The organism is Coprococcus sp. LG101-27 (assembly GCF_027695515.1).
In the GTDB taxonomy this organism is placed as follows: domain Bacteria; phylum Bacillota; class Clostridia; order Lachnospirales; family Lachnospiraceae; genus Allocoprococcus; species Allocoprococcus comes.
Window position 1 is genome coordinate 1 of the sequence record NZ_JAQEUJ010000005.1, and the last position, 25739, is coordinate 25739.

Below are 25739 nucleotides of genomic sequence, written 5' to 3' on the forward strand. Positions count from 1 at the left end.
TTACTGGCAATGGCATTGTCGAAAGTATCAAAGACCAATGCATTATTATTGTTATCTCGAATTACATAGGACACAATCCGTCTATCATACAAATCTAGTATTGCACTAAGATACACCTTATGTTTTTCCAAACCGATGTAATATTTAAATTCCGTCACATCTGTAAGCCATTTCTGATTAGGTGCATCTGCAAAAAACTCTCGGTTTAATACATTTTCCGCTATGTATTGTGGATTTGCAGATTGACGTGTGCATCCATTGTTAGCATATTTAATTGTGGATTTAATATTTTTCTTTCTGCAAATATGAAGAACCCGTTTGTCATTTACCTTTATTCCATAATAGCGTTCCAGATCATCTCGTATTCTTCGATAGCCTTTGTCAGGAGAATCCGTGTGTATCTTTTCGATTGCATCTGAAATACGAAAGTTTTTAATTTCATTAGCTGGAATCTCTCTATGAAGCCATTTATAATAAGCAGATCTGCTTACATTTCCAAGTTTGCAAAGTGCACTGATTGGGTAACCGTATGTTTCGTTTTCCTCTTTAATTGCCTGATAAATCTGTCCTTGCCTTAACAGGCTTAACCACGCCTCCTCTCTATTTCGTCGAGTTTTTTTAGGAATGATGTCTCCATTTCAGCTTTTTTCCGCTTGGCTTTTTCCATCTTCAATTCTGCTTGAAGTTTTTCAATTTCTGAAAGAGAATTCTCTGATTTCCTTTTGCCACGATTGTCTTGTAGTGCATTAATTCCACCGTTTTCATATTTAACCGTATAGTTTCGTGCCTGCTGATAAGAAACTTTAAATTTTTCAGATGTTTCAGTGTAATTATGATCATGGCTAATGCAATATGCCGCAATTTCTACCCGTTCATTAAATGCCGTTTTTCTTCCTTTGGTCATGATGCCTGTATCTCCCATTCTGGAAGCTTTTAGCTCCTCATGACCATTATACTTCTTAATCCAGCTTCTGAGTTGACTGGTCGAAAGAATTTTGAACTTTTGACAAATTTCCACATGAGAACCTTCGCCAGCTAAATATGCTGCGACTGCTTGCTCTTTTTCTGCTTTGGAATAATGTTTGTTATGATTGGTTTTAAACGCATCTATTCCCATCGCTTCGTAATTTTTTACCCATTGTTTGAATGATTGAAAGGCTATACCTAAACGTTGTGCAATCGTCTTCATACTGCCTTTTCCATCTAAATATTCTTGAACTGCACTTATCTTTTCTTCAGCACTGTATCTTGCTTTTCTTCCCAATAAAAATACCCCCTTTCAGGTAACAAGTTTTATATTATTTTACTTGTCTACCTAAAAGGGAGCATATCATTGATTGAAAAAGATCAGTTTGAAGGCTTTTGTTTTCTTTGAAGAACATCATGAAGAACTATCCTACTGTGCAAAACATTGTTTAGTAAAACTGTAAATTGTGCAACATGTCGGAAAAAAGTTTCGTTTACATGAGGCATTGCAATGAAATGCACAAAATGATAAGCTTGAAACATACAAAACGAGTTTACTAAAGACTTTAGATAAAGCTAGGTGAGAAAAATGAATATACGAGATATTGCCAATTTGGCAGGTGTGTCAGCTTCGACGGTATCGAAGGTAATGAATGGGAAAGATAAGGATATTAGCGAAGAAACAAGAAAAAAGGTTTTGGAGGTAATAGAACGAGAACATTATGTTCCATATTTTAAATTTCTTGATAAAGCCGGTATGAAAAATCGACTTGTTGGTTTGATTTTGCAAAAGAATAATCAGGAAAAAGAAAGATACATAGCAGTTGCTGAAAGAATAGCACGTGAAAATAATTATGGTCTTGTTATTGGATATTCGGAAGATGAGAATGATACAAAAATATTGTGTCAGGACATGATTTTGAAAAAGGTATCAGGAATTTTAACAGAAGATTTTGTAAACATAGCGGATAAGAGAGAAAAGGGGGTTATCGTTAATTACAATGATACCAGTGGATTAAATGAACTGAATGAAACGATTTTTTATTATAAAATATCTGAAGCAGTAGAACTGGCAGTAGAAAATTTTGTTCAAGAAGGACATCAGAAAATAGCTTGTATTGTGAATAAGAGCCAGATTGGACTTTTAAAAGATTATAAATTGGCAATGCAAAATAAGAATATGCAAATAAACCCAGCATGGATGTATATTTATGAAGAAATAGAAGAGTTTGGGATATCACAGTTTATTGGAGAAAGCGAAACAGCTATTATTTGTGGTACTCCTGAAATAGCATGTCGTGTAGCAGGAATTTTAGAAAAAAGAAAAACAAATATTCCAGAGGAGCTATCAATTATCGCTATAGGCGAAGGAAAAGAACTACAGTATGTTAGTGGAGGGATTACAGCTATAGATTTCCCAATTGAAGAGATGGTTAGTGAGGGAACAAAATGTTTATTCGAAATGGATAAAACAGGACAAAAAACGGATACGGTTAGAATGTGTTCGCCTCAAATCATACATCGTAATAGTGTTGCACCACCGTTGAGAGAGAAACAAGGAGAGAAGATTATCGTAGTGGGAAGTATGAACATAGATGTTACGATAGAAGCTGATAAAATTCCAGGAGAAGGGGAAAATCAGATGGCAAGTAAAGTGTATGTTTTCCCTGGTGGCAAAGGTGCAAATCAAGCTGTGGGTGTTGGTAAATTAGGTGGTCAGGTGTATATGATCGGTTGCTTGGGAAATGATATAGATGGGAAAAGAATATACACAAATTTGATTGAAAATCATGTTCATATGGAGGGGGTACGATTTGATTCGGTTTTGCCAAGTGGAAAAGCCTATATCCATGTGGATAAAAGAGGAGAAAGTGCTATTACGGTTTATGCCGGTGCGAATACAAATTTAAGTATTAAACATCTAAAAAAATATGAATATATATTTGAAAAAGCAAAATATTGCCTGATATCTACAGAAATACCGGAATCTATTATAGAATATACGGTCGGATATTGCGAAGAAAATGAAATAAAAATCATACTTAAACCAACTTCAAAGGTAAAGGATGAAATTTTAAATAAAATTGATTATTTTGTACCTAATAAAAAAGAATTATTTACTTTAGTTCCAGAAGGTACAACGATTGAAGAAAAGGCTGAAATATTAAGAAATAAAGGGATACAAAACGTAATTGTTACATTGGGAGAAGAAGGGTGTTATTTAAAGAATGACGAGTATTCACTCTTTTTTGAAGGAACAGGATTTGAGGCCGTAGATACAACGGGAGGGGCTGATTCATTTATTAGTGCACTTGCAGTTTATTTAAGTGAAGGTCATAAATTAATAGAATCTATTGATTTTGCAATTTATGCATCAGGAATCAGCGTTACACGTTATGGTGTACAGCCGGCTTTGCCAGATAGAAAGTCGGTAGATATATATGAAGGAGAAATTCATAAAAAGTATAACGATAGAAGGAGGATGAAAAAAGAGTAATGAAACGAATATTGGTAGTTGGAAGTTTAAACATGGATATTGTTATAGAAACTCCGTGTATGCCGAAAGCTGGTGAAACTATTGCAGGGAAAAGTATTGCCCAGATACCAGGTGGAAAAGGTGCCAATCAAGCATTTGCAGCAGGTAAATTGGGCGGAAACATTGCCATGATGGGAGCCGTCGGTAATGATGAAAAAGGTGAAAAACTTCTTGAAAGCTTAAAAGGTGTTGGAGTAGATATTTCCAGAATAGAAGTAATGAATGATATTCCAACAGGACAAGCTTTTATTACAGTAGATGACCAGGGAGAAAATGCAATTATAATTATTGCCGGTGCTAATGGTAAAGTCACAAAAGAGCTGATTGACAGTAATCTGGATTTGATTAAACAAAGTGATATTATAATTATGCAATTAGAAATTCCATTAGAGATAGTTGGATATGTGAAAAAAATAGTGGAAGAGGATGGAAAAATTGTAATTTTAGATCCGGCACCAGCGATAAAAGATATTCCTGAAAATATACTGAAAGGTATTGACTATATTAAGCCTAATGAAACTGAGTTACAGATATTGACAGGAATGGAAGTGAAGAACAGAAAAGATATAACTGAAGCAGCAAAGATATTAATAAAGAAAGGAGTAAAAAATGTAATCGTTACTATGGGTGGAGATGGCTGTTTGTATATCAATAAAGATATAGAAGAATTTTTTACGGCATATCCGGTAAAAGCCATAGATACAACGGCAGCAGGTGATTGCTTTACAGCAGCATTTGCACTGGCTTTAAGTCAAAACAAAAATTGGAAAGAAGCAATTGAATTTGGACAAAAAGCTTCTTCCATAGCAGTAACAAGAAAAGGTGCACAAACATCAATTCCGACTCGTGAAGAGGTAGATGAAATGAAAGGAGGAAAAATGTAAGGTGGAAAAGGAAAAAATTATTATTGATTGTGATCCGGGTTCAGATGACGCACTGGCTATTATACTGGCGTTATACTCAGGAAAATTAGATTTAAAAGCAGTATGTAGCGTTACCGGAAATGGAGCATTGGATACAACGACAAGGAATGGATTGAATATTCTATCTTTGTGTGGCAGAGAGGATATTCCGTTATATCGGGGATCTGCGGTTGCATTAGACCAGAAGCAGCCGGAAACAGTGAGTGCATTTGGAGATGATGGTTTAGGCGGTTTTGCCCATACTATCGCTTCGGATAAAAAAGAAGAGGATCAGAATGCAGTTGATTTTCTTGTGGAATATGTAAATGGGCATCCGAAAGAGATTACACTTTTTGCCATAGGACCATGTACCAATATCGCACATGCAATTCGTAAATCGCCTGATTTTGCCGGAAATCTAAAACGATTAATTATTATGGGTGGGGCAAAATATACAGGAAATATGAGTCCTGTGGCAGAGTATAATTTCTGGGCAGACCCAATGGCAGCACATGAAGTCCTGATGTCTGGTATTCAGGATGTGACAATGATTGGACTTGATGTTACAAATAAAATTGCTTTAGATGGCAGTATGCGAGAAATATTAAGAATGTTAAATACTAAATTGTCAACATTTGTATATAATATTACGCAAGAAGGAATGGATGAAAACTGGAGATCAAGAAGAAAAGCAGTTTCACCGATGCATGATGTATTAACGGTGGCATATTTCTTGGACAATTCTATTGTAAAGCTAAAACCGGCATATATTGATGTGGTGACAGAAGGAATTGCCAGAGGTCAGTCAATTGTAGATATTGGTGGACACTGGAACGAAAACAAATGCAATGCAAAATATGCATATGATGTTGATGTAGTTAAGTTTTATAAGTTATTTTATAAGGAAATATTTAACGAAGATATTACAGATTTAGTTGAGGGAAAATAGGAGGAATAAAAATGAAGAAAAAGAATGAAACATTTTCAATGATGGTAATTTTATTAATTCCGGTAGCGATTGCAATTAATATTGTCGGAGGGCAGATGACCTCGATATTAAAAATACCGGTAGATTTGGATATGATAGGTGTTATTTTAGTCGGTGCATTGGCTGGGCCACTTCCGGCAGCTGTTACGGGTGTATTAACAAACTTAATTAACGGTATTTTTGATCCAACATGGATTCCATATGCTTTCTGTGCATTCTTTATTGGAATTTCATCAGGATTGTTATCAAAATATAATATGATGACAAAGGTTTGGAAATTAGTTATTTCAGGAATTATCATTGCATTAGTAGGAACTATTACAGCAACACCGATCACTGTATTTTTCTTTGGAGGAGCAACTGGTGGTGGTGCTTCCATGTTAGCAGCAGGATTAATGGCAACCGGAAAACAGATTTTAGAGTCAGTTTTATCAGTTTATATTGTAACAGAAAGTGTCGGTAAATTAATTTCAGTCTTTATTGCATATTTTATCATTAAAGCAATACCGGAAAGATCTCTCGTTAAATACAAATATGGAGAAAAATTCATTAAAACAAAGGGTAACTAGTACATATTTTAAGGAGAATGAATAATGAAGCAAGAGAATAAAATTGTCGGGCTCTACCCGTTAACAAAATTTTATTTAGCAATAGTTCTGGTTGTTTTAGATATCATTATGCCGGGGATTTTAAGTAAGTTGGTTGTGTTTGTAATTATTAATATCATAGCTGCACTAAGTGATGTCTGGAAGAGCTTCATCCGTAAAGTGAGAAATTCAGTCGGTGTTCTATTTGTGATATTGTTGTTCATACAGACATTTTTTTACCCAAGAGGGGAAGTAATATTTTCTTTTTGGATATTTAATGCAAAGTTAGAAGGAATTCTATTTGCTTTAAAACTTGGAATTACATTAATGGGAGTAGGCGGTAGCTTGATCTGGTTCTTTTCGGTTACACAGGAAAAGGATTTTGTATTAGCTTTGGAAAAGAGCGGAATGAGCGCAAAAGCTTCTTATGTGGTTCTATCAACACTTCAAATGGTTCCTGTTTTAAAGAAAAAATCACAGACAATTATGAATGCACAAAAAGCAAGAGGAGTAGAAACGGAAGGAAATCTTTTAGTAAGAGCAAAGGTTTTTGTGCCGACGATTATTCCACTTGTATTAAGCTCGATAGCCGGAACAGAAGAAAGAGCATTGACATTAGAGGCAAGAGGATTTTCATCTGGGATAAAGCCAACACATTTATATGATATAGAAAAAACAGAAGCAGATAAAAAAGCAGTTGTAATAATTACTTTATTAGGAGTTTTAGGTATTGCAGGGAGGGTTGCTTTATGGCTTATATAGATATACAGAATGTTACATATACATATCCTTTGACTAAAACCCCGAGTATTGCTGATGTAAATTTATCTTTTGAAAGAGGGAAATTTTATGCGATATTAGGTGCAAATGGTAGTGGAAAAACAACATTGTGTAATATTATAAGAGGTTTTATTCCTAATTTTTTCCAAGGAGAAATGAAAGGAAAGGTTATTATTGACGGAAAGAATCTCGAAGAATATGAGATGGGAGAAATAGCCTCTAAGATAGGATATGTATTTCAAAATCCGTTTAACCAGATTACAGGAGCCAGGGATACTGTCTATGGAGAAATTGCATATGGATTAGAAAATTTTGGAGTGCCTGTAGAGGAGATAAAGACGCGCGTAGAAAAAATCATGGAAATTACCAATACAACGTACTTGCAGGAAAAAAATCCATTTGAATTATCTGGTGGACAGCAGCAGAGAGTTGCACTGGCATCCGTATTGGTTTTGGAACCGGATATTTTAGTAATAGATGAACCGACATCTCAGCTTGATCCACAGGAAACAGAGCGTGTTTTTGAAATCATCAAAACAATGAAAAAAATGGGGAAGACAATCATTCTGGTCGAACATAAAATGGAATTAGTGGCTGAATATTGTGATGAAGTAGTGGTTCTGCATCAGGGGAAAGTAATTCGTCATGGTGATAAACATGACGTTTTATCCGAGATTGAATTGGAAAAATTTGGAGTTATGTTGCCGTTAACAGTTTATCTCGCAAATGAATTGAAAAACCATGGAGTAAGAATGAAAGATAACATTATTACTTCAGACGAAATGGCTGATCAGCTTCAAAAAATAGGAAAGAAGGAGTAGCAACATGGGGATTATTGAATTCAAAGATGTGAGTTTTCAGTATCCGAATGGTTTTTCCGCTGTTGAAAACGTTAGTTTTGAAATTAATGAAGGAGAAGCAATCGCTATTATAGGTCAGAACGGTGCTGGAAAGACAACAACTGTAAAAATGATAAATGGATTATTAAAGCCAACGCATGGAACGGTTTTGATTGATGGAATGGATACAAAAGATTATACAACAGCACAACTGTCAAAAATCGCAGGATATGTATTCCAAAATCCGGATGATCAGATTTTTCATAATAATGTCGAAGATGAAATTAGATTTGGACCTAAAAAACAAGGATTATCAGAAGAAGAAATTGTGAAGAAAACGGAATGGGCAGCTAAGTTATGTGGATTATCAGAACAAATGCAGGAAAATCCGTATAATCTTCCACTTTCAATTCGTAAATTTGTTTCTATTGCATCTGTATTGGCAATGGATGATAAAATATTGATTTTAGATGAACCAACTGCCGGACAAGATTTAATTGGAATTAAGAGATTGGAAAATATTCTTACAGAGCTGAAAAAAGAGAATAGAACAGTGGTTACTATAACACATGATATGGAGTTCGCAGTAAATAATTTTAAAAAAATATTTGTAATGTCACATAAAAACCTGCTAAGAGTAGGAAATGCAAAAGAAATCTTTTCAGATGATGAATTATTAAAAGAAAGTATGTTGAAAAAGACTTATATCGGGGATTTGTGTGATAAATTAAACTTAAATGAGACCGCAGTTACAATTGAGGAATTCTTAAAATATTTTGTTTAGAGCTAGATGGATTTTCTAGGCTCAAGAAACTTAGTAAGGGTTAGCTGAAATGGCTGACCCTTTTCATATAATTAAAAAATTAGTAAAAATTGATTAACGAGTTGAAAATTTCTATAGAATTTGCATGAAAAAGAATTGTAGTATATTATAAATGCATCGGCTTTCTGACCTTTTGACCCTGGTATCATCATAAAAATGCATAGTAAGAAGAAAGGAACACACCATGGATTTCAAATACTGCAAATTAGAAATTTTCATCCCGGAAACACATCTTCCGGCTCTCCAGAAAACCCTCCGGGAAGTAGATGCCGGACATATCGGGAACTACGATTCCTGTATGTCATCAAGTGAAGTGATCGGATACTGGCGTCCGCTTGAAGGCTGCAATCCTTATATTGGAAATGAAGGAGAGATCAGTAAAGAACCGGAAGTAAAGGTTGAAGTCACTGTATTTACAGAAGCAGTTGACAGGACGATTGAAGCAATCAAGAAAATTCACCCGTATGAAGAACCGGTGATCAATGCAATACCGATCCTGAGAACTTCATTTTGATGTAAAAAAAGAAGCTTAATAGTCAGAACAGAAATGGTAAAAAGTGAGCGCTCAGATTAAAGAAAATTGATTTTAAAATTTGTTAATAAAGTAACGGAAAAGTTGCATAAAGAAAAACATCTTTTTTCAAATAACAAGCCTGATTATTGGCAAAAAAATTGTAGAAACTGTACAAAAAGTATATTTTTGAAAAAATTATTTGCAAATAATTGTGCAATATGATATAGTGAAGTCAAGTTGAAAAAGCAATTGAAGAGAGATGCCGTGACAGGAGAGCGAATGTTATATCAGCCGTGAGGCTGTTACAAGAGGCGCTCTTTTTTTGTGTATACGATGAGCCAAGTGCAGATTTGTGCTTGCACAAGGATCTACATTTGGCGAATGTACATCATCGAGCTGCTAAGTGAGATGTTGTACGGAGTATACAGATCGAGCAGGAGTCAGCCTGCTCGATTATACGATGCGCCAAGTGCAGAGGCTGTACAAAGTATACAGAGTGGGCAGGAGCATCCTACTCGATCATAGTATGAGGGGTGAAAAAATGAGCAGATTTTTTTATGAAGCAGTAGAAGAAAATCCGATCATTGCAGCAGTAAAGAACATGGATGATTTAAAAATCTGCTGTTCTTTGGAAGATATCCGGGTTGTGTTTATTTTATTTGGAGATGTCTGTTCGATCCGTGAGATCGTCCAACAGATAAAAGATTCCGGGAAGGTTGCGATGGTTCATGTAGATCTGATAAGCGGTCTTAGCAGTAAGGAAATTGTCGTAGATTTTATCCGGAAAAATACAGAAGCAGATGGAATAATTTCCACAAAAGCTGCATTGATTAAAAGGGGGAAGGAACTTAAGATGTTCACAGTCCTAAGATATTTCCTTCTGGATTCGATGGCATATGAGAATATCAGGCAGCAACAGCACGCCGTGAAGCCTGATTATATCGAAGTACTTCCGGGGGTGATGCCGAAGGTGATCGGAAAAGTCTGTAAAATGTCAAAGACGCCGATCATTGCAGGCGGTCTGATCTCGGACAAAGAATCTGTGATGGCGGCACTTTCAGCTGGAGCGATCGCAGTTTCATCTACGAATCACGAAGTCTGGAAAATGTAAAACAAAAGTAACAGGAGTAATGTATTTAAACAAAGTACAGGTATTTGAGGATGAGTAAGTAGCGAAGCGGCATAGAATATCCGCTTTACTATAAAACATGCAAAGCAACGATTTTTATTTTAAAGGAGGAAAAAAGAGTATGGCTAAGTATGTAATGGCACTGGATGCGGGAACAACAAGTAACAGATGTATCCTGTTCAATGAAAAAGGAGAAATGTGCAGCGTTGCACAGAGGGAATTCACACAGTATTTCCCGAAACCGGGCTGGGTTGAACATGATGCAGATGAGATCTGGGCAAGTATGCTTGGTGTAGCCGTTGAAGCAATGAACATGATTGGGGCAGAAGCAGAGGACATTGCAGCAATCGGTATTACGAACCAGAGAGAGACAACCATCGTCTGGGACAAAGAGACAGGAGAGCCGATCCATCATGCAATCGTATGGCAGTGCCGCAGAACTTCTGAGTATTGTGACAGTCTGAAGGAAAAAGGACTTACCGATAAATTCAGAGAAAAAACAGGACTTGTTATCGACGCGTATTTCTCAGGAACAAAGGTAAAATGGCTTCTTGACAATGTGCCGGGAGCAAGAGAGAGAGCAGAAAAGGGAGAATTATTATTCGGTACAGTTGAGACATGGCTGATCTGGAAACTGACAAAAGGTGCAGTTCATGTAACGGATTATTCAAACGCTTCCCGTACGATGCTGTTCAATATCAATACACTTGAATGGGATGATGAGATTCTTGCAGAGCTGAACATTCCGAAATGCATGCTTCCAGAACCAAAACCGTCAAGCTGTGTATATGGAGAAGCAGATCCTTCTTACCTTGGTGGACCGATTCCAATCGCAGGAGCAGCAGGAGACCAGCAGTCCGCACTGTTTGGACAGACATGCTTCAATGCAGGCGAAGCAAAGAATACATATGGAACCGGATGTTTCATGCTAATGAATACCGGTGAGAAACCGATCTTCTCAAAGAACGGACTGGTAACAACCATCGCATGGGGACTGGATGGAAAAGTAAATTACGCACTGGAAGGTTCAATTTTCGTGGCAGGAGCTGCAATTCAGTGGCTGAGAGATGAACTTCGTATTATTGATTCCGCACCGGATTCAGAATACATGGCTAAGAAAGTAAAAGATACAAACGGATGCTATGTAGTACCTGCATTTACCGGACTTGGAGCACCGCACTGGGATCAGTATGCAAGAGGAACGATCGTAGGAATTACACGTGGCGTTAATAAATATCACATTATCCGCGCAACTCTGGAATCCCTTGCTTATCAGGTAAATGATGTTCTGGAAGCAATGAAGGCTGACTCTGGAATTGAACTTGCAGCACTTAAGGTTGACGGTGGAGCAAGTGCAAATGATTTCCTGATGCAGACACAGTCTGACATCATCAATGCACCGGTTAACCGTCCGCAGTGTGTAGAGACAACCGCAATGGGAGCTGCTTATCTTGCAGGTCTTGCAGTTGGATACTGGGCAAGTAAAGAGGATGTTATTAAGAACTGGGCAATTGATAAGACATTCGAACCAAAGATTGCAGATGAAGAAAGAGAAAAACGGATCAAAGGCTGGAATAAGGCTGTCAAATATGCTTACGGATGGGCGAAAGAAGATTAGATTTTGACAGTAAAAAGGAAATGAAAACAGAACATTGAATAGGGAAAAGGGGGACTTATTATGTTACCTTATATAGCAGAGTTTCTTGGAACAATGATACTTATTATTCTTGGAGATGGAGTAGTAGCAAATGTGAACCTTAACAAATCCGGTATGAAAGGTGCCGGCGCGGTTCAGATTACATTTGCCTGGGGCCTTGCAGTTCTGCTTCCGGCATTTATTTTCGGAGAGGCTTCAGGAGCTTCCTTTAATCCGGCACTTACGATCGCACTTGCAGTGGACGGAAGTTTTGCATGGTCGATGGTTCCTGGATATATCATCGCCCAGATCGCAGGAGCATTCGTAGGCGGATGTATCGTTTATTTACTTTTCAAAGGACAGTTTGACGCAACAGAAGATCCGGGAACAAAGCTTGGTGTATTCTGTACAGGACCTTCGATTGCAAACACAGGACTGAATATTTTCAGTGAGGCAGTTGGAACATTTATCCTTGTATTTGCGATTAAGGGAATTGGAAATGTGACAGGACTTTCCACAGGCGTTGACAAATTATTTGTATTCGGAATTATCGTATCAGTAGGTATGTCACTTGGCGGACTGACCGGTTATGCGATCAACCCGGCAAGAGATCTTGGACCAAGACTTGCACACGCAGTACTTCCAATTAAGGGAAAAGGTGATTCAAACTTCGGATACGGTCTGGTTGTACCGATCATCGGACCAATCATCGGAGCAATCGCAGCAGTATTACTGTATGGAGCAATTCCGTGGTAAAAATTCAGAATTGAAAATGGTAATGGCATGAGATGAGAGAGCCTGACAGGATAACCGCATAGGGAAATGCGTTTACTTGGCAGGCTCTTTTTCATAAGCAGGAAGTTCAGGAAGAAAAAACAGTTATTAAGGAGTGATCTGGGAATGTATGATGTAATAATTATCGGGGCTGGAGTATCCGGTGCAGCAACAGCAAGAGAGCTGTCACGTTATAAAGTGAAGGCATGTGTAATCGAAAAAGAAGAGGATGTATGCTGTGGTACTTCTAAGGCAAACAGTGCAATTGTCCATGCCGGTTATGATGCGGCAGAAGGATCGCTGATGGCAAAACTGAATGTCAGGGGAAATCAGATGATGGAACAGCTTTCAAAGGATCTGGATTTCCCATTTAAGAAAAATGGATCTCTGGTTGTATGTCTGCATGAGGAGGATATGCCGAATCTTCAGGCACTGTATGACCGAGGTGTTGCAAATGGTGTTAAGGAGTTAAGAATTCTTAACTGTAAGGAATTGAAAGAAATGGAACCGAATATTTCCGATCAGGCGTATGCCGCACTTTATGCACCGACAGCCGGAATTGTATGTCCGTTTAATCTGAACATTGCAATGGCTGAGAATGCAAATGTAAATGGTGTGGAGTTCAAATTTGATACGGAAGTTACGGATCTTAAACCAATAGATGAGGGATGGGAGATCCATACAAATAACGGGGTTTTCCGGACAAGGTATGTAGTAAATGCAGCTGGAGTCTATGCAGACAGGCTTCATAATATGGTAAGTGAGAAGAAGATCCATATTACCCCTAGAAGAGGAGATTACTGTCTGCTTGATAAGAGTGCGGGAAGTCATGTGAGCAAGACGATTTTTGCACTTCCGGGAAAATATGGAAAAGGCATTCTGGTTGCACCGACGGTTCACGGTAATCTGATCCTTGGACCAACGGCAATCGATATCGAAGATAAAGAAGGAACTAATACGACAAGAGAAGGACTGGATCAGGTGATTGAAAGAGCAGAGATGAATGTGAAAAATATTCCGCTCCGTCAGGTGATTACTTCTTTTGCCGGACTTCGTGCACATGAGGACGGACATGAGTTCCTGATCGGGGAAGTGGAGGATGCAAAAGGATTTATCGACTGTGCAGGCATTGAATCACCGGGTCTTACCAGTGCACCGGCAATCGGAGAAATGGTGGCACAGATCCTGAAAGAGAAAATGAATCTGGAAAAAAAAGAAGATTTTATCGCAACAAGAAAAGGCGTTCTGGATCCGAATACACTCAGCAAGGAAGAAAGAATGGAACTGATCAAAGAGAAACCGGAATACGGAAATATTATCTGCCGCTGTGAAATGGTTACAGAGGGTGAGATCATGGATGCGATCAACAGACCGCTCGGCGCCAAATCTCTGGACGGGGTAAAACGCAGAACAAGAGCCGGAATGGGACGATGTCAGGCTGGATTCTGTTCACCGAGAACGATGGAGATCCTGGCGAGAGAACGCCATGTGAGTATGTTCGAGATCACAAAATCCGGTGGAGATTCTAAAATAATTACAGGTACTAATAAGGATTCGTTATAAGAGGGAGGCATTGCATCATGAGAGCTTATGATATTGTTATCATTGGAGGAGGACCGGCAGGACTTGCGGCTGCAATTTCGGCGAAGAAAAGCGGAGTGGACAGTGTTCTGATCCTGGAAAGAGACAAAGAACTTGGCGGAATCCTGAATCAGTGTATCCACAACGGATTCGGACTCCATACATTTAAGGAAGAACTGACCGGACCGGAATATGCAGGACGTTTTATTGATCAGGCGAAAGAACTGAATATTGAATACAAGCTGAATACAATGGTTATGGATATCAGCCCACAGAAGGTTGTCACCGCAATGAACCGGGAGGAAGGTCTTTTCGAGATTCAGGCAAAGGCAGTTATTCTGGCAATGGGATGCCGTGAGCGTTCCAGAGGTGCACTTAATATTCCGGGCTATCGTCCGGCAGGTATTTTCTCGGCAGGTACGGCACAGAGACTGGTCAATATCGAAGGCTATATGCCGGGGCGGGAGGTCGTGATCCTTGGTTCCGGCGACATCGGACTGATCATGGCGAGACGAATGACATTTGAAGGCGCAAAGGTTAAGGTTGTTGCAGAGCTGATGCCGTATTCCGGAGGACTGAAGAGAAATATCGTACAGTGTCTGGATGATTATGACATTCCGCTGAAGCTGAGCCATACGGTTGTTGATATCAAAGGAAAAGAGCGTCTGGAAGGCATTACACTGGCACAGGTGGACGGTCACGGAAAACCGATTCCTGGAACCGAAGAAGAATACAGTTGTGATACCCTCCTCCTTTCCGTAGGCTTGATTCCGGAAAATGAAATTTCAAGAGGTATGGGCGTGGATATGAACCCTGTCACATCAGGACCGAAGGTAAATGAGAGCCTGGAGACAAACATCGAAGGCGTATTTGCCTGTGGAAATGTCCTGCATGTGCATGACCTGGTTGATTTTGTATCGGAAGAAGCCGGAACTGCAGGAAGAAATGCTGCGGAATACGTCAAACAGGGAGAAAAACGCAGACAGGGCGGAAAAGAGATTAAAATGAATCCAGTCGAAGGTGTCCGTTATACAGTTCCGGGAACGATTAACGTAGACCGGATGGATGAAAATCTGACCGTGCGTTTCCGTGTGGGCGGTGTCTATAAGAATTGTTATATCAGCGCATATTTTGATGATGAAAGAGTGATCCACAGAAAACGTCCGGTTGTTGCACCAGGTGAGATGGAAGAGATTAAGCTGACAAAAGAGCAGCTTCTGAAATATCCGGATCTGCAGACCATCACAGTAAAGATTGAGGAGGCGTAGACGATGGAAGAGAGAAAATTGACATGTATCGGCTGTCCGATGGGCTGCCTTCTTACAGTTGTAATGAATGGGGAAGAAATAGTGAGTGTCACGGGAAATACCTGTAAACGCGGTGATGTATACGCAAGAAAAGAAGTGACGAATCCGACGAGAATCGTAACTTCGACCGTGCGGGTGTCCGGCGGAAGCATCGATATGGTATCGGTGAAGACGAAAGAAGATATCCCGAAGGGCAAGATCTTTGAATGTGTGAAGGCGCTCAAAGGAATTGAAGTTCCGGCTCCGGTTCATATTGGGGATGTGATTCTTGAAAATGTGGCGGACACGGGTGTGGATATTGTTGCGACGAAGAATGTTGAATAAAAGGAAAAGAAGGAGAAGTCCTGTATGGTGACGGAAAGGGTTGCCATATGGGACTTTTTTAATGTAAAAGACTGTGACTTTTGTTTGAAATTATGCAGAATACTTAACAAACTTAAAAAAATTACACATTTTTTGGAAGAAATTTATAAAACCAAAAAATTTTATACATTCACATAAAAAATGAATATAGTGAAAAAACAGGCACCATTCTAAAATATTCACATAACAAAGAATCGTTTGAAATGAACGACAGGAGAATATGAAAGTTTAAGGGAGGAACGAGAAATGAAAAAAGCAAAATGCTTTAGTGACATCCATTACGACATTGGAAAAATTGATGACAAAATGTACTCGTCTTTTACAGAACATCTGGGACGAAGCATTTATACAGGAATCTACGAGCCGGGGCATCCAAATGCAGATGAAGACGGATATCGTAAAGATGTCATGGAATTAGTAAAAGAATTAGGCGTTCCGGTAATTCGTTATCCAGGTGGAAACTTTGTATCATGCTATGACTGGCATGATGGAATTGGACCAAAAGAAAAAAGACCAAAACGTATGGATTATGCATGGTCAAGTATTGAAACAAACCAGTTCGGTATTGATGAATTTTGCCAGTGGGCAGAAAAAGTTGGTATTGAACCGATGATTGCAGTCAACCTTGGAACAGGAAGTATTAAAGATGCCGGCGATCTGGTTGAATATTGCAATCATCCGGGTGGAACCTATTGGAGTGATTTGAGAGCCCAGAACGGACATCCAGAACCATATAATATCAAATATTGGTGCCTTGGGAATGAGATGGAAGGAAGCTGGCAGGCAGGACATTTGTCAGCAGAAGATTATACAAAGAAAGCACTTGAAGCAGCAAAGATCATGAGATGGGTTGATCCTTCTATTAAACTGGTTGCCTGCGGAAGCAGTTATGAAATGTTACCAACCTATATGGAATGGGACAGAACAATGCTGACAGATCTTTATAATCAGGTTGATTATTTATCAACTCATAACTATACAATGAACTCTGGGCAGGGTACAACAAATTATCTTGCTTCCTATAAACAGCTGGATTCTCATATTAAAAACAGCGCAAAAGTTATTGAGTATGTAAAGGCTAAAAATCATTTTGATAAAGATTTAAAGATTTGTCTGGATGAATGGAATGTGTGGAATTTCCAGGACATCAAACTGGATTCTCTGGATGATTTAATGGGACTTACAACGTTCGAGATGACATCAGCTGGAAAATGGGAAATCGCGCCACCGATTCTGCAGGAAAAATACAGTCTGCTGGACGCAGTTGTTGTTGGAGGACTTGGAATTTCATTGCTGAACAATGCAGATACAGTTGAAATTGCCTGCCTGGCACAGCTTATCAATGTGATTGCTCCGATTACAACAATTCCGGGAGGCGGAATTTTCAAACAGGCGATTTATCATCCGTTCCATATGCTCAGCAAATATGGACATGGAACTGTTAAGAAAGCCATTGTGGATGCACCGAAATATCAGTGCGATTTAGGTGAATTAAATGTTGTTGAACCAGCAGTTATCTATAATGAGGAAAATGATGAAGTAAGAATCTTCGTTCTGAACTGCGATCAGGAAGAGGACGTTGAATTTGAAGTTGATTTACAGGGATATGGAGATAAGAAAGTAAAGAAACATCTGGTACTTGCCGGAAATGACTATTCTGTAATGAACACAATTGAACATCCGGATGCAGTTGAAATGGAAGAGAAAGAGGTAACAGCTGCAAATTCTGTGGTATTACCAAAAATGTCATGGAATGTAATTGTTTTAGGATAATAAAAGAAGAAGGAAAGAGGGAGGTGGCAACGAAATGAGCGTGATTTTGGAAGCAAAACATATTTCAAAAAACTTTGGACTTACTCAGGCATTGAAAGACGTTTCTGTAACCATTGATGAAGGAGAAGTTATTGGTCTGATCGGAGAAAATGGTTCCGGAAAGTCAACTCTTTCCTCTATTATTTCCGGAGTTTATCCGCAATCTGAAGGAGAGCTTACTCTGGACGGAAAACCATATAAACCAGCAGACACACTGGATGCACAGAATCATGGAATCAGTATGATTGCCCAGGAAATGGGAACACTTCCGGGAATTAAAGTAGCAGATAATCTTTTTATCGGAAAAGAGCAGTTGTTTACAAAACATGGTGTTGTTGACAGAAAAAAGATGTATCAGGAAGCAAGAAAGGCACTTGAAAAAATCGGAATTGACAATATTCATCCGGAAGATCCGATCATAAAATACAGTCTGGAAGAAAGAAAACTGATTGAAGTTGTAAGAGCATTGTATACGAATCCAAGGATTTTCATCGTTGACGAAACAACAACTGCCTTGTCTCAACGAGGAAGGGATATCATTTACCAGGTTATTAAGAACATGAAGAAGGAAAATAAGACAGTACTGTTTATTTCCCATGACCTGGAAGAACTGATGGAGGTTTGCAGCAAGCTGATTGTTTTGCGAGACGGTGTGTTTGTTGCTGAACTTGAAAAATCTGAGTTTGAAGAGGAAAAGATAAAAGAGTTGATGGTAGGACGTAAACTTACCGGAGATTATTATCGAAGTGATTACGATGGAAGCTATGGGAAAGAGGTTGTGCTTTCAGCAGAAAAACTGTATGTAGGAGATAGCCTTAAAGGTGTCTCACTGGAACTTCATAAAGGAGAAATCCTTGGAATAGGTGGGTTAACAGATTGCGGAATGCATGAACTTGGAAAAGCGTTGTTTGGAAATGTTAAACCGTTGTATGGTGAAGTAAAACTTGGAAATGGAAAAAAGATTACATCAGAAAAACAGGCAATCAAGAACAAGATTGGATATGTATCCAAGAACCGAGACCAGGAAGCACTGATCTTATCAGCAAGTATCATGGAAAATACCGTTTTACCATCCTTGTCAATGATCGCAAAAGGTGGTGTAATTACCAAAGGTGCTGAAAAGAAATTTACCGATAAACAGGTAAAAGATATGAGCATTAAATGCAGAGAGATTGGACAAAACGTAGGTGATTTAAGTGGTGGTAATAAACAGAAAGTTGTATTTGGAAAATGGCTTGGTAATGAGGCAGAAATTTATATCCTGGACTGCCCGACACGAGGAATTGATATTGGTGTAAAGGCATTTATGTATCAGCTGATGTACCGCCTGAAAAAAGAAGGAAAATCTATTTTGATGATTTCAGAAGAACTTCCGGAACTGATTGGAATGAGTGATCGTATTCTGATTATGAAAGATGGTCAGATACAAGATTCATTTACCAGGTCAGAAGAGTTAAATGAATCTGTATTAATCAAGAAGATGGTTTAGGAGGGATAAAAGTGAAAGAGAAAGCTAAGGCAAAAGAAATTCTTCAGAAAATAATTCCTTTCCTTGGAATCATTTTAATGATTATCATATTTCAGGTCGGAGGAGAAGGGAAACTGCTGACAAAAGGTAATATTAACAGTATTCTGAATCAGACCGTATATATAGCGATTATGGCATTTGGTGCAATTTTCGTATACTCACATGGCGGAATGGATTTGTCATACGGTGGTGTTATCGGTTTCAGCGTTTTAGTTGCGATTTTAGTTGCGAACACAGGAGTACCGGCAGGAGTAGTATTTATTACAAACATTCTTGCAGCACTGGTATGGTTCGTATTGAACGGAGTTGTTTCCGTATATTTGCAGGTTTCGCCATTTATCACATCACTATGCATCATGTACATGTGTCGTGGAATCTTAAATACGGTATGTGCATCACAGAAATATAGTATTCCGGTTGAACTTTTTGAATTTGATAATCAGAAATTTAAGCTGGGAATGCTGTTAGGAGTCTTTATTATCTGCTATATCTTATTTGAAAAAACAGCAATTGGAAAAGATAATAAAGCAATTGGAGGAAATCCAGCCGCTGCAAAGCAGGCAGGCGTAAACGTTAATAGAACCAGAATGATCGCTTACATTATCAGTGGTATCACGGTAGGTATTGCAGGATTTATCCTTATGGCAAGAGCCGGAAGTGTAAGTACTTCAACTGGTCAGGGAATGGAAATGAACGTTGTCACAGCATTGGTACTTGGAGGTGTGCCATTGTCCGGAGGTTCTAAAGTAAAAATGATCGGAGCTGTGGTCGGAAGCTTTTCTGTTATCCTTTTGAGAAATGGATTGATTATCCTGGGTGTTAACGAACGTGTGGTTGAAGGAATTCAGGGACTGGTACTGTTACTGTTAGTATTCCTTACATATGTAAAGAACAAAGATGGTGTACTGGAGTAACAGATGAAACAAGGAGAAAAAGAGGAGGAAAAGAAATGAAAAGAATTAAACGAGCAGTAGCTGTTTTATTAGCAGTTATGATGGTATTCTCTGTAATCGGTTGTGGTGGTTCTTCAGGAAGCAAGAAATCAGACAGCAGTTCAAAAGAGACAAAAGATGCAAAGACAGAGGAAGTCTGGGGAAACAAATCAGGTCAGGATGAAATTTGTGGAGATCCGGATGGTAAATACACAATTGGTGTAGTTATCCATACAACAACAGATTTCCTTTGCGCAAAATACAAAGCATACACAGATTATCTTGGAAAAGCATATGGTGTAAAATTTAACTATTACATTATTGAAAACTTTGCAGATGAAACATATCTTTCTGCAATTGAAAACCTCTGTGCACAGGGTGTTGATGGTATTATCACAACAAACTTTTCAGGAACAGCAGTCCTTCAGGGATTAAAAATTTGTGAAGAAAATGAAGTTTATCTTGGTGTAGGCTGGTCACAGATTGATGAAAGCATCAAAGATCAGGTTTACAAGAGTGATTACTTTGTTGGGGGATCTTATGAAGCAGATTACGATGCAGGATATGAAATTGTAACAAGCCTTATTGATTCAGGATGCAAGAACATTGCAGCAATTGGCTATGAACCTGGAATTACCTGCCATGACAGAAGATGGGAAGGTATGATGAAAGCATTTGAAGATCATCCGGAAGTTAAAAAAGCTGGTGAATACAGAGGCCTTGAATTCACAAAAGCAGTAGAAGATTTCCTTGCAGCAGATGATTCTATCGATGGTATTGCAATTACACTTCTTGGTATTGAATACTGCTCAGAACCAATCAAATCAGCAGGACGTGAAGGTCAGGTTAAGATCGCATTCTGTGACCTTTCAGAAAATTGTCAGGGAAGCCTTGACAATGGTGAAACAGTATGTGCAATCGGTGGACAGTATGCTGATGCAGTATTCCCGTTCGTACTTATCTACAATGCACTGGAAGGAAATGCTCTTGACAAAGTAGAAGTACCGGTTAACTTTATTGTATGTAAATCTGGTCAGGAATTCTCTGATTACATGACATACCTTCATAATGATGGTGTATATGCATGGACAACAGATGAAGTTGATCAGCTGATTAAATCAAAAAATAAAAATGCATCTTCTGATGAGCTGCTTGAAATGGGCAAGAACTACAGTATTGAAGATACAATTGCAAGACATGGAAAATAAATTACTACTTTAACGGATATGGAAAGGGAAGGCGTATGAAAACGAAATCAGATACAGTTAAAAATGTATGCAAAGTCGTTATGCTCCCGGTATTTGTATATCTTCTGTTTTTCATATGCTCCGGCGGAGCATTTGGAAAACCGGCGAGTCTTATTATGAACCTGAAGCAAACGCTGGCCCCTACGCTAATTTCATTCGCAATGTGTTCGAACATGTTGTGTAACAGAATGGATCTTAGTGCAGGTGCGGTTGTAATGCTCTCGGCAATGTTCGGAGCAAAAATGGTATATCTTTACGGAATCGGATTGATACCATTTGCATTGATTGTGGTTGGAGCGGGCATTGTACTTGGAACAATCTCAGGTGTTATGTATATGTTACTGAGAGTTCCGGCAATTGTTACAGCACTTGGTGTTTGCATGGTATATGAGACATTATCCAACCTGGCAAGTATTTCATGGGTAACAGCTATTAACGGAGAAATTACAACACTTGGAAGATTTCCGTATTGTTTGATTATTTTTGCGATCATGTTTGTACTGTTCTACATCATTTTCAACTATACAAAGTTTGGATATAATGTAAGAGCATGTGCAAGTTCACAGAGAATTGCAAAAAATTCAGGTGTCAATACCAAGAAAACAGCATTCCTCTGCTATGTAGTTTCATCATTATTCCTTGGAGTTGCGGCACTTTTGAAGATTTCTATACAGGGATCAATTGATACGCCGATGTACATGTCAAGTACGAATATTATTTTCAACTGCATGCTTGGAATTTATGTTGGACTGGCACTTGAACAGTATTGTAATCTGGTAATCGGAATCTTTATCGGAAACTTTATTTTAAATATGCTGACGACAGGACTTCTCAGCATGGGACTTTCAGCTTCGCTGCAGGATACAGCATCTGGAATCTTCCTTCTGGTTATTATGATCTTTACTTACAACAACCAGAGAGTAATGAACTTTATCAGTGAACGAAAGCTGAAAAAAGAGCTTGTGAGAACAAACGCACAATAAAAAATAATTTAAATGACACCCGGAGTATACGCATCCTGTCAGCTTGCGATACTCCGGGTGTCGCTGTATAATCGGAATAGACAGCATTTGACAGGGCATAATGGGAGGAAGAAAATATGATAAAAGTATTGTTAGTGGATGATGAAAAGCTGGCACTGGAGTATTTGGAGCATATTATTGATTGGGAGTATCATGGATTTGAATTGATCGGGGTAACGACAAATCCAGAACAGGCACTTGCAATTTACAAGACACACAGACCGGATCTGGTGATATCAGATGTAAAGATGCCTGGATTAAATGGATTGGAATTAGGGGATGCAATTCGCGAATATGGTGGAAATACACATATTCTGTTCCTTTCAGCATATAAAAATTTTGATTATGTAAAACAGGCAATCCGGTTAGGAATTGATGATTATATCTTAAAAAGTGATCTGGAGGAAGATGGATTTTTAAGAAAAATACTAAAATTAAAAGAAGAAATTATAAAAGAAAAAGCAAAAAAGCAGTATACAATTACAGCAATTTTAGAGGAATTATTTAGAAAAAATATTTCAGAAGAGGTATATAAAGATATTCTTGATGAAAATGATTATATAGGTTTGCATAAGAAATATTATTATATTATCGTTTCTCAAAGAAAGGTTCCGAAGATTTTAAAGAAATATATTCCACTTGATAACAATCAGATGACATTGGATAATCGGCTCATAAAAAGAGCGTGCGAAAATGTATCTGAAAATACTGGGATTCATGTAGGGGCCAGGTTTCCGGTAAACGAAGATGAATATCTGATTTTGCTTGAATTCGGAAAAGGAATTGTTTCACAAAAAGAAATAAATGACAGAATTTATGATTTTGCAAGAAAGCTGTATGAATATATTAACAGAGAAGAAAAACTGTATCATGTATATTATTGTTTGCATGGAAGTATGGTAAGGCAGTTCCGGTCTAATTTTACAAATTATCAAAGACAACTGGAAAATAATATTTTAAAAAATGAAGTAGAGTTACAGGAGCTGCGTTATGACGGAAAAGAGGAAAATGAGAAGAAACTGTCAGGAATTTCATCAGAAGAAATTTATCAGTCTTTACAACAGGGAAAAACAGAAGAAATTGAAAAAATAGAAAACCGATTGCATGAAACAGAAAAAAAACAGAATGTTACAGAATACTTGGAATATATAGAACATATTTTGGAGGCTCTTAGTTTGTTTGATGGAAAACTGATTGGAGAAACAAGCGGTCAGAGATTTTTGATGACCGAGGGATGCAGTTCTTATGATTTTAGAAAAGTAACAGATCTTCAGGCATATATTGAATACAAGATAGAAGAAATTTGTCGAATGAAAAATGAGAAAGAAAAAATGATTTATTCCGATGTGACAATCAATGCAATGGCTTATATCAATCAGAATTATGGTGATGCAAGTATTACAGCAGCAGAAGTTGCGGAGCATGTTGGTGTGACGTCTTCCTGGTTATCAACGAAATTTAAAACAGAAACTGGAATACGGGTAAATGATTTTATCAATAATGTCAGAATAGAAAATGCAAAGAAAATGTTCCAGGATAAAGAATATATGGTTTATGAAGTATCAGAAAAGACAGGTTTTACTTCCAGTCAGTATTTCAGTAAAATTTTCAAAGAATATACAGGACTGACACCGAACCAATATCGCAGGAAATTATTAGCCGGAGAGTAGAAGAGGTCATGAAATTAAGAAATAAATTGGTTATAGCACAATTATGTGTGTTTTTGGTAATTATGGGAATATTGCTCATGGCATTACCGGAACTGGTATATAGAAATATCAGTGTGAAAGACAGAGAGGATACCATGATTCTGAATGAGCAGATCATGTCTCAGTTAGATCAGAATTTTGAAGAGCTGGTAAGATTTACAAAGATTGTGGCAGAAGAACCAGAACTTATTCAGAAAATAGATCAATATATGTCGGAGCCGAATGAAGCAAATAATGCGAAAATAAGTCTTTTTTTATCCCAGCTTGGTGTAAAAAATAAAATTCAGTCATATGGAATCATCGGGATTTATCTGGATGTCCAAAAGGCGGATAAAATATATGATTTTTCAACAGTAGGATTTTCGAATAAAGTAAAAGAACATATTTGTAGTGAAATAAAAGAATTAGATTTAAAAGGGAAAAAGACAAGTTTTTTGAATCCTTTTGCTTATGACGGGGAATCAGATACAGCATTTGGAAATATATTTAACATGGTTTATGGATATACGATGGAATATATATATCATGGGCAGAAAGGCAATCTTACTGTTATAGCATCTTTTGACCAGTTGTACTATATTGCAAACCAGATGAAAGATTACAGTAACGATTATCTGTTTCTTGATAAAAATAATCAGATTTTACAGCCAAGTGTTAAGGAAACACAAATAGATGTAAACGCAACTCTGAAAAACATGAAGTATGGAAAAAGCTATAAGGAAGGTTATTGGCAGCAGGAAGATGGGATTACTACAGTACGTTTTTCAGAAGAAGATGGGTGGAAGATTATTTGCAGGCAGAGCAGAAAAGATATTCTGGACAATAACCGTTCGCTGATTTTTCTGGTAGAAATACTGATTTTATGCTTTGGACTTGGAATTGTGTTAGTTATGATTCCGATTGTAAATCATTTTACTGGTCCGCTTACGGATGTATCAAAACAAATGAATGAAATAGCAGAAGGAAATCTGGATGCACGAATTGAGGTGAATTCAACAGATGAAATAGGAGAAGTAGGCGCTTCGTTTAATGTTATGGCAAAACGTTTGCAGGAAAATATTGTTGAAATGGTCGAACAGGAAAAGAGAGAGCAGCAACTGAAGTATGGTCTGATGATTTCGCAGGTGGATCCACATTTTATCTATAATACCATGAATATGATTACATATCTGGCACAGAAAAACCGGAATGAAGATGTGATTGCAGTGAATAAAGCTATGATTCAGATTTTAAGGGACAGACTACGTATAGAGGTGGATAATGTTTATGATACAGTAGAGCAGGAAATTAAAGTAGTGAGAGAATATTTACTGATTCAGAAATATCGATATACAGGAATATTTAAAAGTGTTATTGATATCGAAGCGGGGGTTGAGCCATATCTGATTGCAAAAAATATTTTGCAGCCACTTGTAGAGAATGCGTTCTTTCATGGAATTCTATGTAATACGGATGAAGAAGGCGAAGTAATAGACGGATGCATTACGATTCGTATCAGAATGGAAGAAGATGAAGTTGAGATTATTGTAAAAGATAATGGTGCAGGGATGTCTCAGGACAAACTAGATGAATTAAGCAAACCGCAGCGTAAACTGTCAAGTATGGAAAGAGGAGAACATATCGGTATAAAAAATATTAAAGAAAGACTTGACTATATTTATGAAAATAAATACAGATTTCAGATATGGTCAAAAGAGGGCGAAGGTACGATCGTTACGATCCGGATTCCGGCAATTGTATCAAGTGAAACTGAGAAATAAAAGA

General features: G+C 37.9%; 23 protein-coding genes. 21 read left to right on the forward strand and 2 right to left on the reverse strand.

Annotation, left to right across the window (positions count from 1 at the left end; genetic code table 11):
• Both PG766_RS17230 and PG766_RS05665 read right to left on the reverse strand, forming a co-directional pair.
• Positions 1 to 365: DDE-type integrase/transposase/recombinase (locus PG766_RS17230; protein ID WP_442872519.1), on the reverse strand; the 365-nt coding region annotated here is incomplete at its 3' end.
• Positions 366 to 583: 218 nt separating this feature from the next.
• Positions 584 to 1264, reverse strand: a complete 681-nt coding sequence (locus PG766_RS05665; RefSeq protein ID WP_207662346.1) for a helix-turn-helix domain-containing protein — start codon at positions 1262 to 1264, stop codon at positions 584 to 586.
• A gap of 291 nt (positions 1265 to 1555) precedes the next feature.
• On the opposite strand from PG766_RS05665, the gene PG766_RS05670 reads away from it, so the two are divergent.
• The 21 genes from PG766_RS05670 (at position 1556) to PG766_RS05770 (ending at position 25735) form a co-directional block, all read left to right on the forward strand.
• Complete coding sequence (locus PG766_RS05670; RefSeq protein ID WP_055260342.1) at positions 1556 to 3463, forward strand: PfkB family carbohydrate kinase; 1908 nt, start codon at positions 1556 to 1558, stop codon at positions 3461 to 3463.
• On the forward strand, positions 3463 to 4386 hold the full coding sequence (gene rbsK, locus PG766_RS05675; RefSeq protein WP_118198641.1) for a ribokinase: 924 nt from the start codon (positions 3463 to 3465) through the stop codon (positions 4384 to 4386). The genes PG766_RS05670 and rbsK overlap by 1 nt, the downstream gene beginning before the upstream one ends.
• A 1-nt stretch (position 4387) precedes the next feature.
• Positions 4388 to 5353 (forward strand): nucleoside hydrolase, encoded by a 966-nt coding sequence (locus tag PG766_RS05680; RefSeq protein WP_117824694.1) that lies wholly within the window; start codon positions 4388 to 4390, stop codon positions 5351 to 5353.
• Positions 5354 to 5364: 11 nt separating this feature from the next.
• Complete coding sequence (locus PG766_RS05685) at positions 5365 to 5961, forward strand: ECF transporter S component (RefSeq protein ID WP_118198642.1); 597 nt, start codon at positions 5365 to 5367, stop codon at positions 5959 to 5961.
• 24 nt (positions 5962 to 5985) lie between these two features.
• The gene (locus tag PG766_RS05690; RefSeq protein ID WP_055260338.1) at positions 5986 to 6741 is read left to right on the forward strand and encodes an energy-coupling factor transporter transmembrane component T; all 756 of its coding nucleotides are present in this window, start codon (positions 5986 to 5988) and stop codon (positions 6739 to 6741) included.
• Positions 6729 to 7580, forward strand: a complete 852-nt coding sequence (locus PG766_RS05695) for an energy-coupling factor ABC transporter ATP-binding protein (protein ID WP_055260337.1) — start codon at positions 6729 to 6731, stop codon at positions 7578 to 7580. The genes PG766_RS05690 and PG766_RS05695 overlap by 13 nt, the downstream gene beginning before the upstream one ends.
• 4 nt (positions 7581 to 7584) lie before the next feature.
• The gene (locus tag PG766_RS05700; protein ID WP_118198643.1) at positions 7585 to 8382 is read left to right on the forward strand and encodes an energy-coupling factor ABC transporter ATP-binding protein; all 798 of its coding nucleotides are present in this window, start codon (positions 7585 to 7587) and stop codon (positions 8380 to 8382) included.
• A 223-nt stretch (positions 8383 to 8605) separates the two neighbouring features.
• Positions 8606 to 8935 carry a divalent cation tolerance protein CutA gene (gene cutA / locus PG766_RS05705; protein ID WP_055260335.1) on the forward strand — a complete coding sequence of 110 codons (330 nt, stop codon included), beginning with the start codon at positions 8606 to 8608 and terminating at the stop codon, positions 8933 to 8935.
• 541 nt (positions 8936 to 9476) lie between these two features.
• The gene (locus PG766_RS05710) at positions 9477 to 10046 is read left to right on the forward strand and encodes a glycerol-3-phosphate responsive antiterminator (RefSeq protein WP_117557314.1); all 570 of its coding nucleotides are present in this window, start codon (positions 9477 to 9479) and stop codon (positions 10044 to 10046) included.
• A 139-nt stretch (positions 10047 to 10185) separates the two neighbouring features.
• Positions 10186 to 11682, forward strand: coding sequence for a glycerol kinase GlpK (gene glpK, locus PG766_RS05715; protein WP_008373317.1), 1497 nt, complete (start codon positions 10186 to 10188; stop codon positions 11680 to 11682).
• Between the two features lie 60 nt (positions 11683 to 11742).
• Entirely contained in the window at positions 11743 to 12456 is a 714-nt protein-coding gene (locus tag PG766_RS05720; protein WP_022220047.1) for an MIP/aquaporin family protein, read from the forward strand.
• Positions 12457 to 12600: 144 nt separating this feature from the next.
• Positions 12601 to 14037, forward strand: coding sequence for an NAD(P)/FAD-dependent oxidoreductase (locus PG766_RS05725; protein ID WP_118198644.1), 1437 nt, complete (start codon positions 12601 to 12603; stop codon positions 14035 to 14037).
• A gap of 17 nt (positions 14038 to 14054) precedes the next feature.
• Positions 14055 to 15323 (forward strand): NAD(P)/FAD-dependent oxidoreductase, encoded by a 1269-nt coding sequence (locus tag PG766_RS05730; protein WP_118198645.1) that lies wholly within the window; start codon positions 14055 to 14057, stop codon positions 15321 to 15323.
• A 3-nt stretch (positions 15324 to 15326) separates the two neighbouring features.
• Positions 15327 to 15686 carry a DUF1667 domain-containing protein gene (locus PG766_RS05735; RefSeq protein WP_118198646.1) on the forward strand — a complete coding sequence of 120 codons (360 nt, stop codon included), beginning with the start codon at positions 15327 to 15329 and terminating at the stop codon, positions 15684 to 15686.
• Between the two features lie 285 nt (positions 15687 to 15971).
• Positions 15972 to 17498, forward strand: a complete 1527-nt coding sequence (gene arfA / locus PG766_RS05740; protein WP_055247446.1) for an arabinosylfuranosidase ArfA — start codon at positions 15972 to 15974, stop codon at positions 17496 to 17498.
• Between the two features lie 34 nt (positions 17499 to 17532).
• Positions 17533 to 19026: a sugar ABC transporter ATP-binding protein gene (locus PG766_RS05745; RefSeq protein ID WP_118198647.1), complete on the forward strand. Its 1494-nt coding sequence runs from the start codon at positions 17533 to 17535 to the stop codon at positions 19024 to 19026.
• Positions 19027 to 19037: 11 nt separating this feature from the next.
• The gene (locus tag PG766_RS05750) at positions 19038 to 19979 is read left to right on the forward strand and encodes an ABC transporter permease (RefSeq protein ID WP_055247451.1); all 942 of its coding nucleotides are present in this window, start codon (positions 19038 to 19040) and stop codon (positions 19977 to 19979) included.
• Positions 19980 to 20014: 35 nt separating this feature from the next.
• Positions 20015 to 21205, forward strand: a complete 1191-nt coding sequence (locus PG766_RS05755; protein ID WP_227119754.1) for a sugar ABC transporter substrate-binding protein — start codon at positions 20015 to 20017, stop codon at positions 21203 to 21205.
• A gap of 35 nt (positions 21206 to 21240) precedes the next feature.
• Entirely contained in the window at positions 21241 to 22227 is a 987-nt protein-coding gene (locus PG766_RS05760; protein WP_055247455.1) for an ABC transporter permease, read from the forward strand.
• 116 nt (positions 22228 to 22343) lie between these two features.
• Complete coding sequence (locus PG766_RS05765; protein WP_055260329.1) at positions 22344 to 23936, forward strand: response regulator transcription factor; 1593 nt, start codon at positions 22344 to 22346, stop codon at positions 23934 to 23936.
• A 77-nt stretch (positions 23937 to 24013) separates the two neighbouring features.
• On the forward strand, positions 24014 to 25735 hold the full coding sequence (locus tag PG766_RS05770) for a sensor histidine kinase (RefSeq protein WP_182438589.1): 1722 nt from the start codon (positions 24014 to 24016) through the stop codon (positions 25733 to 25735).
• Positions 25736 to 25739 lie beyond the last annotated feature (4 nt).

Bases quoted from the DNA above. Each gene is read 5' to 3' on its own strand.
- PG766_RS05670 (WP_055260342.1), top strand. From the start codon at position 1,556: ATGAATATACGAGATATTGCCAATTTGGCAGGTGTGTCAGCTTCGACG.
- rbsK (WP_118198641.1), top strand. From the start codon at position 3,463: ATGAAACGAATATTGGTAGTTGGAAGTTTAAACATGGATATTGTTATA.
- PG766_RS05685 (WP_118198642.1), top strand. From the start codon at position 5,365: ATGAAGAAAAAGAATGAAACATTTTCAATGATGGTAATTTTATTAATT.
- PG766_RS05690 (WP_055260338.1), top strand. From the start codon at position 5,986: ATGAAGCAAGAGAATAAAATTGTCGGGCTCTACCCGTTAACAAAATTT.
- PG766_RS05695 (WP_055260337.1), top strand. From the start codon at position 6,729: ATGGCTTATATAGATATACAGAATGTTACATATACATATCCTTTGACT.
- PG766_RS05700 (WP_118198643.1), top strand. From the start codon at position 7,585: ATGGGGATTATTGAATTCAAAGATGTGAGTTTTCAGTATCCGAATGGT.
- cutA (WP_055260335.1), top strand. From the start codon at position 8,606: ATGGATTTCAAATACTGCAAATTAGAAATTTTCATCCCGGAAACACAT.
- PG766_RS05710 (WP_117557314.1), top strand. From the start codon at position 9,477: ATGAGCAGATTTTTTTATGAAGCAGTAGAAGAAAATCCGATCATTGCA.
- glpK (WP_008373317.1), top strand. From the start codon at position 10,186: ATGGCTAAGTATGTAATGGCACTGGATGCGGGAACAACAAGTAACAGA.
- PG766_RS05720 (WP_022220047.1), top strand. From the start codon at position 11,743: ATGTTACCTTATATAGCAGAGTTTCTTGGAACAATGATACTTATTATT.
- PG766_RS05725 (WP_118198644.1), top strand. From the start codon at position 12,601: ATGTATGATGTAATAATTATCGGGGCTGGAGTATCCGGTGCAGCAACA.
- PG766_RS05730 (WP_118198645.1), top strand. From the start codon at position 14,055: ATGAGAGCTTATGATATTGTTATCATTGGAGGAGGACCGGCAGGACTT.
- PG766_RS05735 (WP_118198646.1), top strand. From the start codon at position 15,327: ATGGAAGAGAGAAAATTGACATGTATCGGCTGTCCGATGGGCTGCCTT.
- arfA (WP_055247446.1), top strand. From the start codon at position 15,972: ATGAAAAAAGCAAAATGCTTTAGTGACATCCATTACGACATTGGAAAA.
- PG766_RS05745 (WP_118198647.1), top strand. From the start codon at position 17,533: ATGAGCGTGATTTTGGAAGCAAAACATATTTCAAAAAACTTTGGACTT.
- PG766_RS05755 (WP_227119754.1), top strand. From the start codon at position 20,015: ATGAAAAGAATTAAACGAGCAGTAGCTGTTTTATTAGCAGTTATGATG.
- PG766_RS05760 (WP_055247455.1), top strand. From the start codon at position 21,241: ATGAAAACGAAATCAGATACAGTTAAAAATGTATGCAAAGTCGTTATG.
- PG766_RS05765 (WP_055260329.1), top strand. From the start codon at position 22,344: ATGATAAAAGTATTGTTAGTGGATGATGAAAAGCTGGCACTGGAGTAT.
- PG766_RS05770 (WP_182438589.1), top strand. From the start codon at position 24,014: ATGGCATTACCGGAACTGGTATATAGAAATATCAGTGTGAAAGACAGA.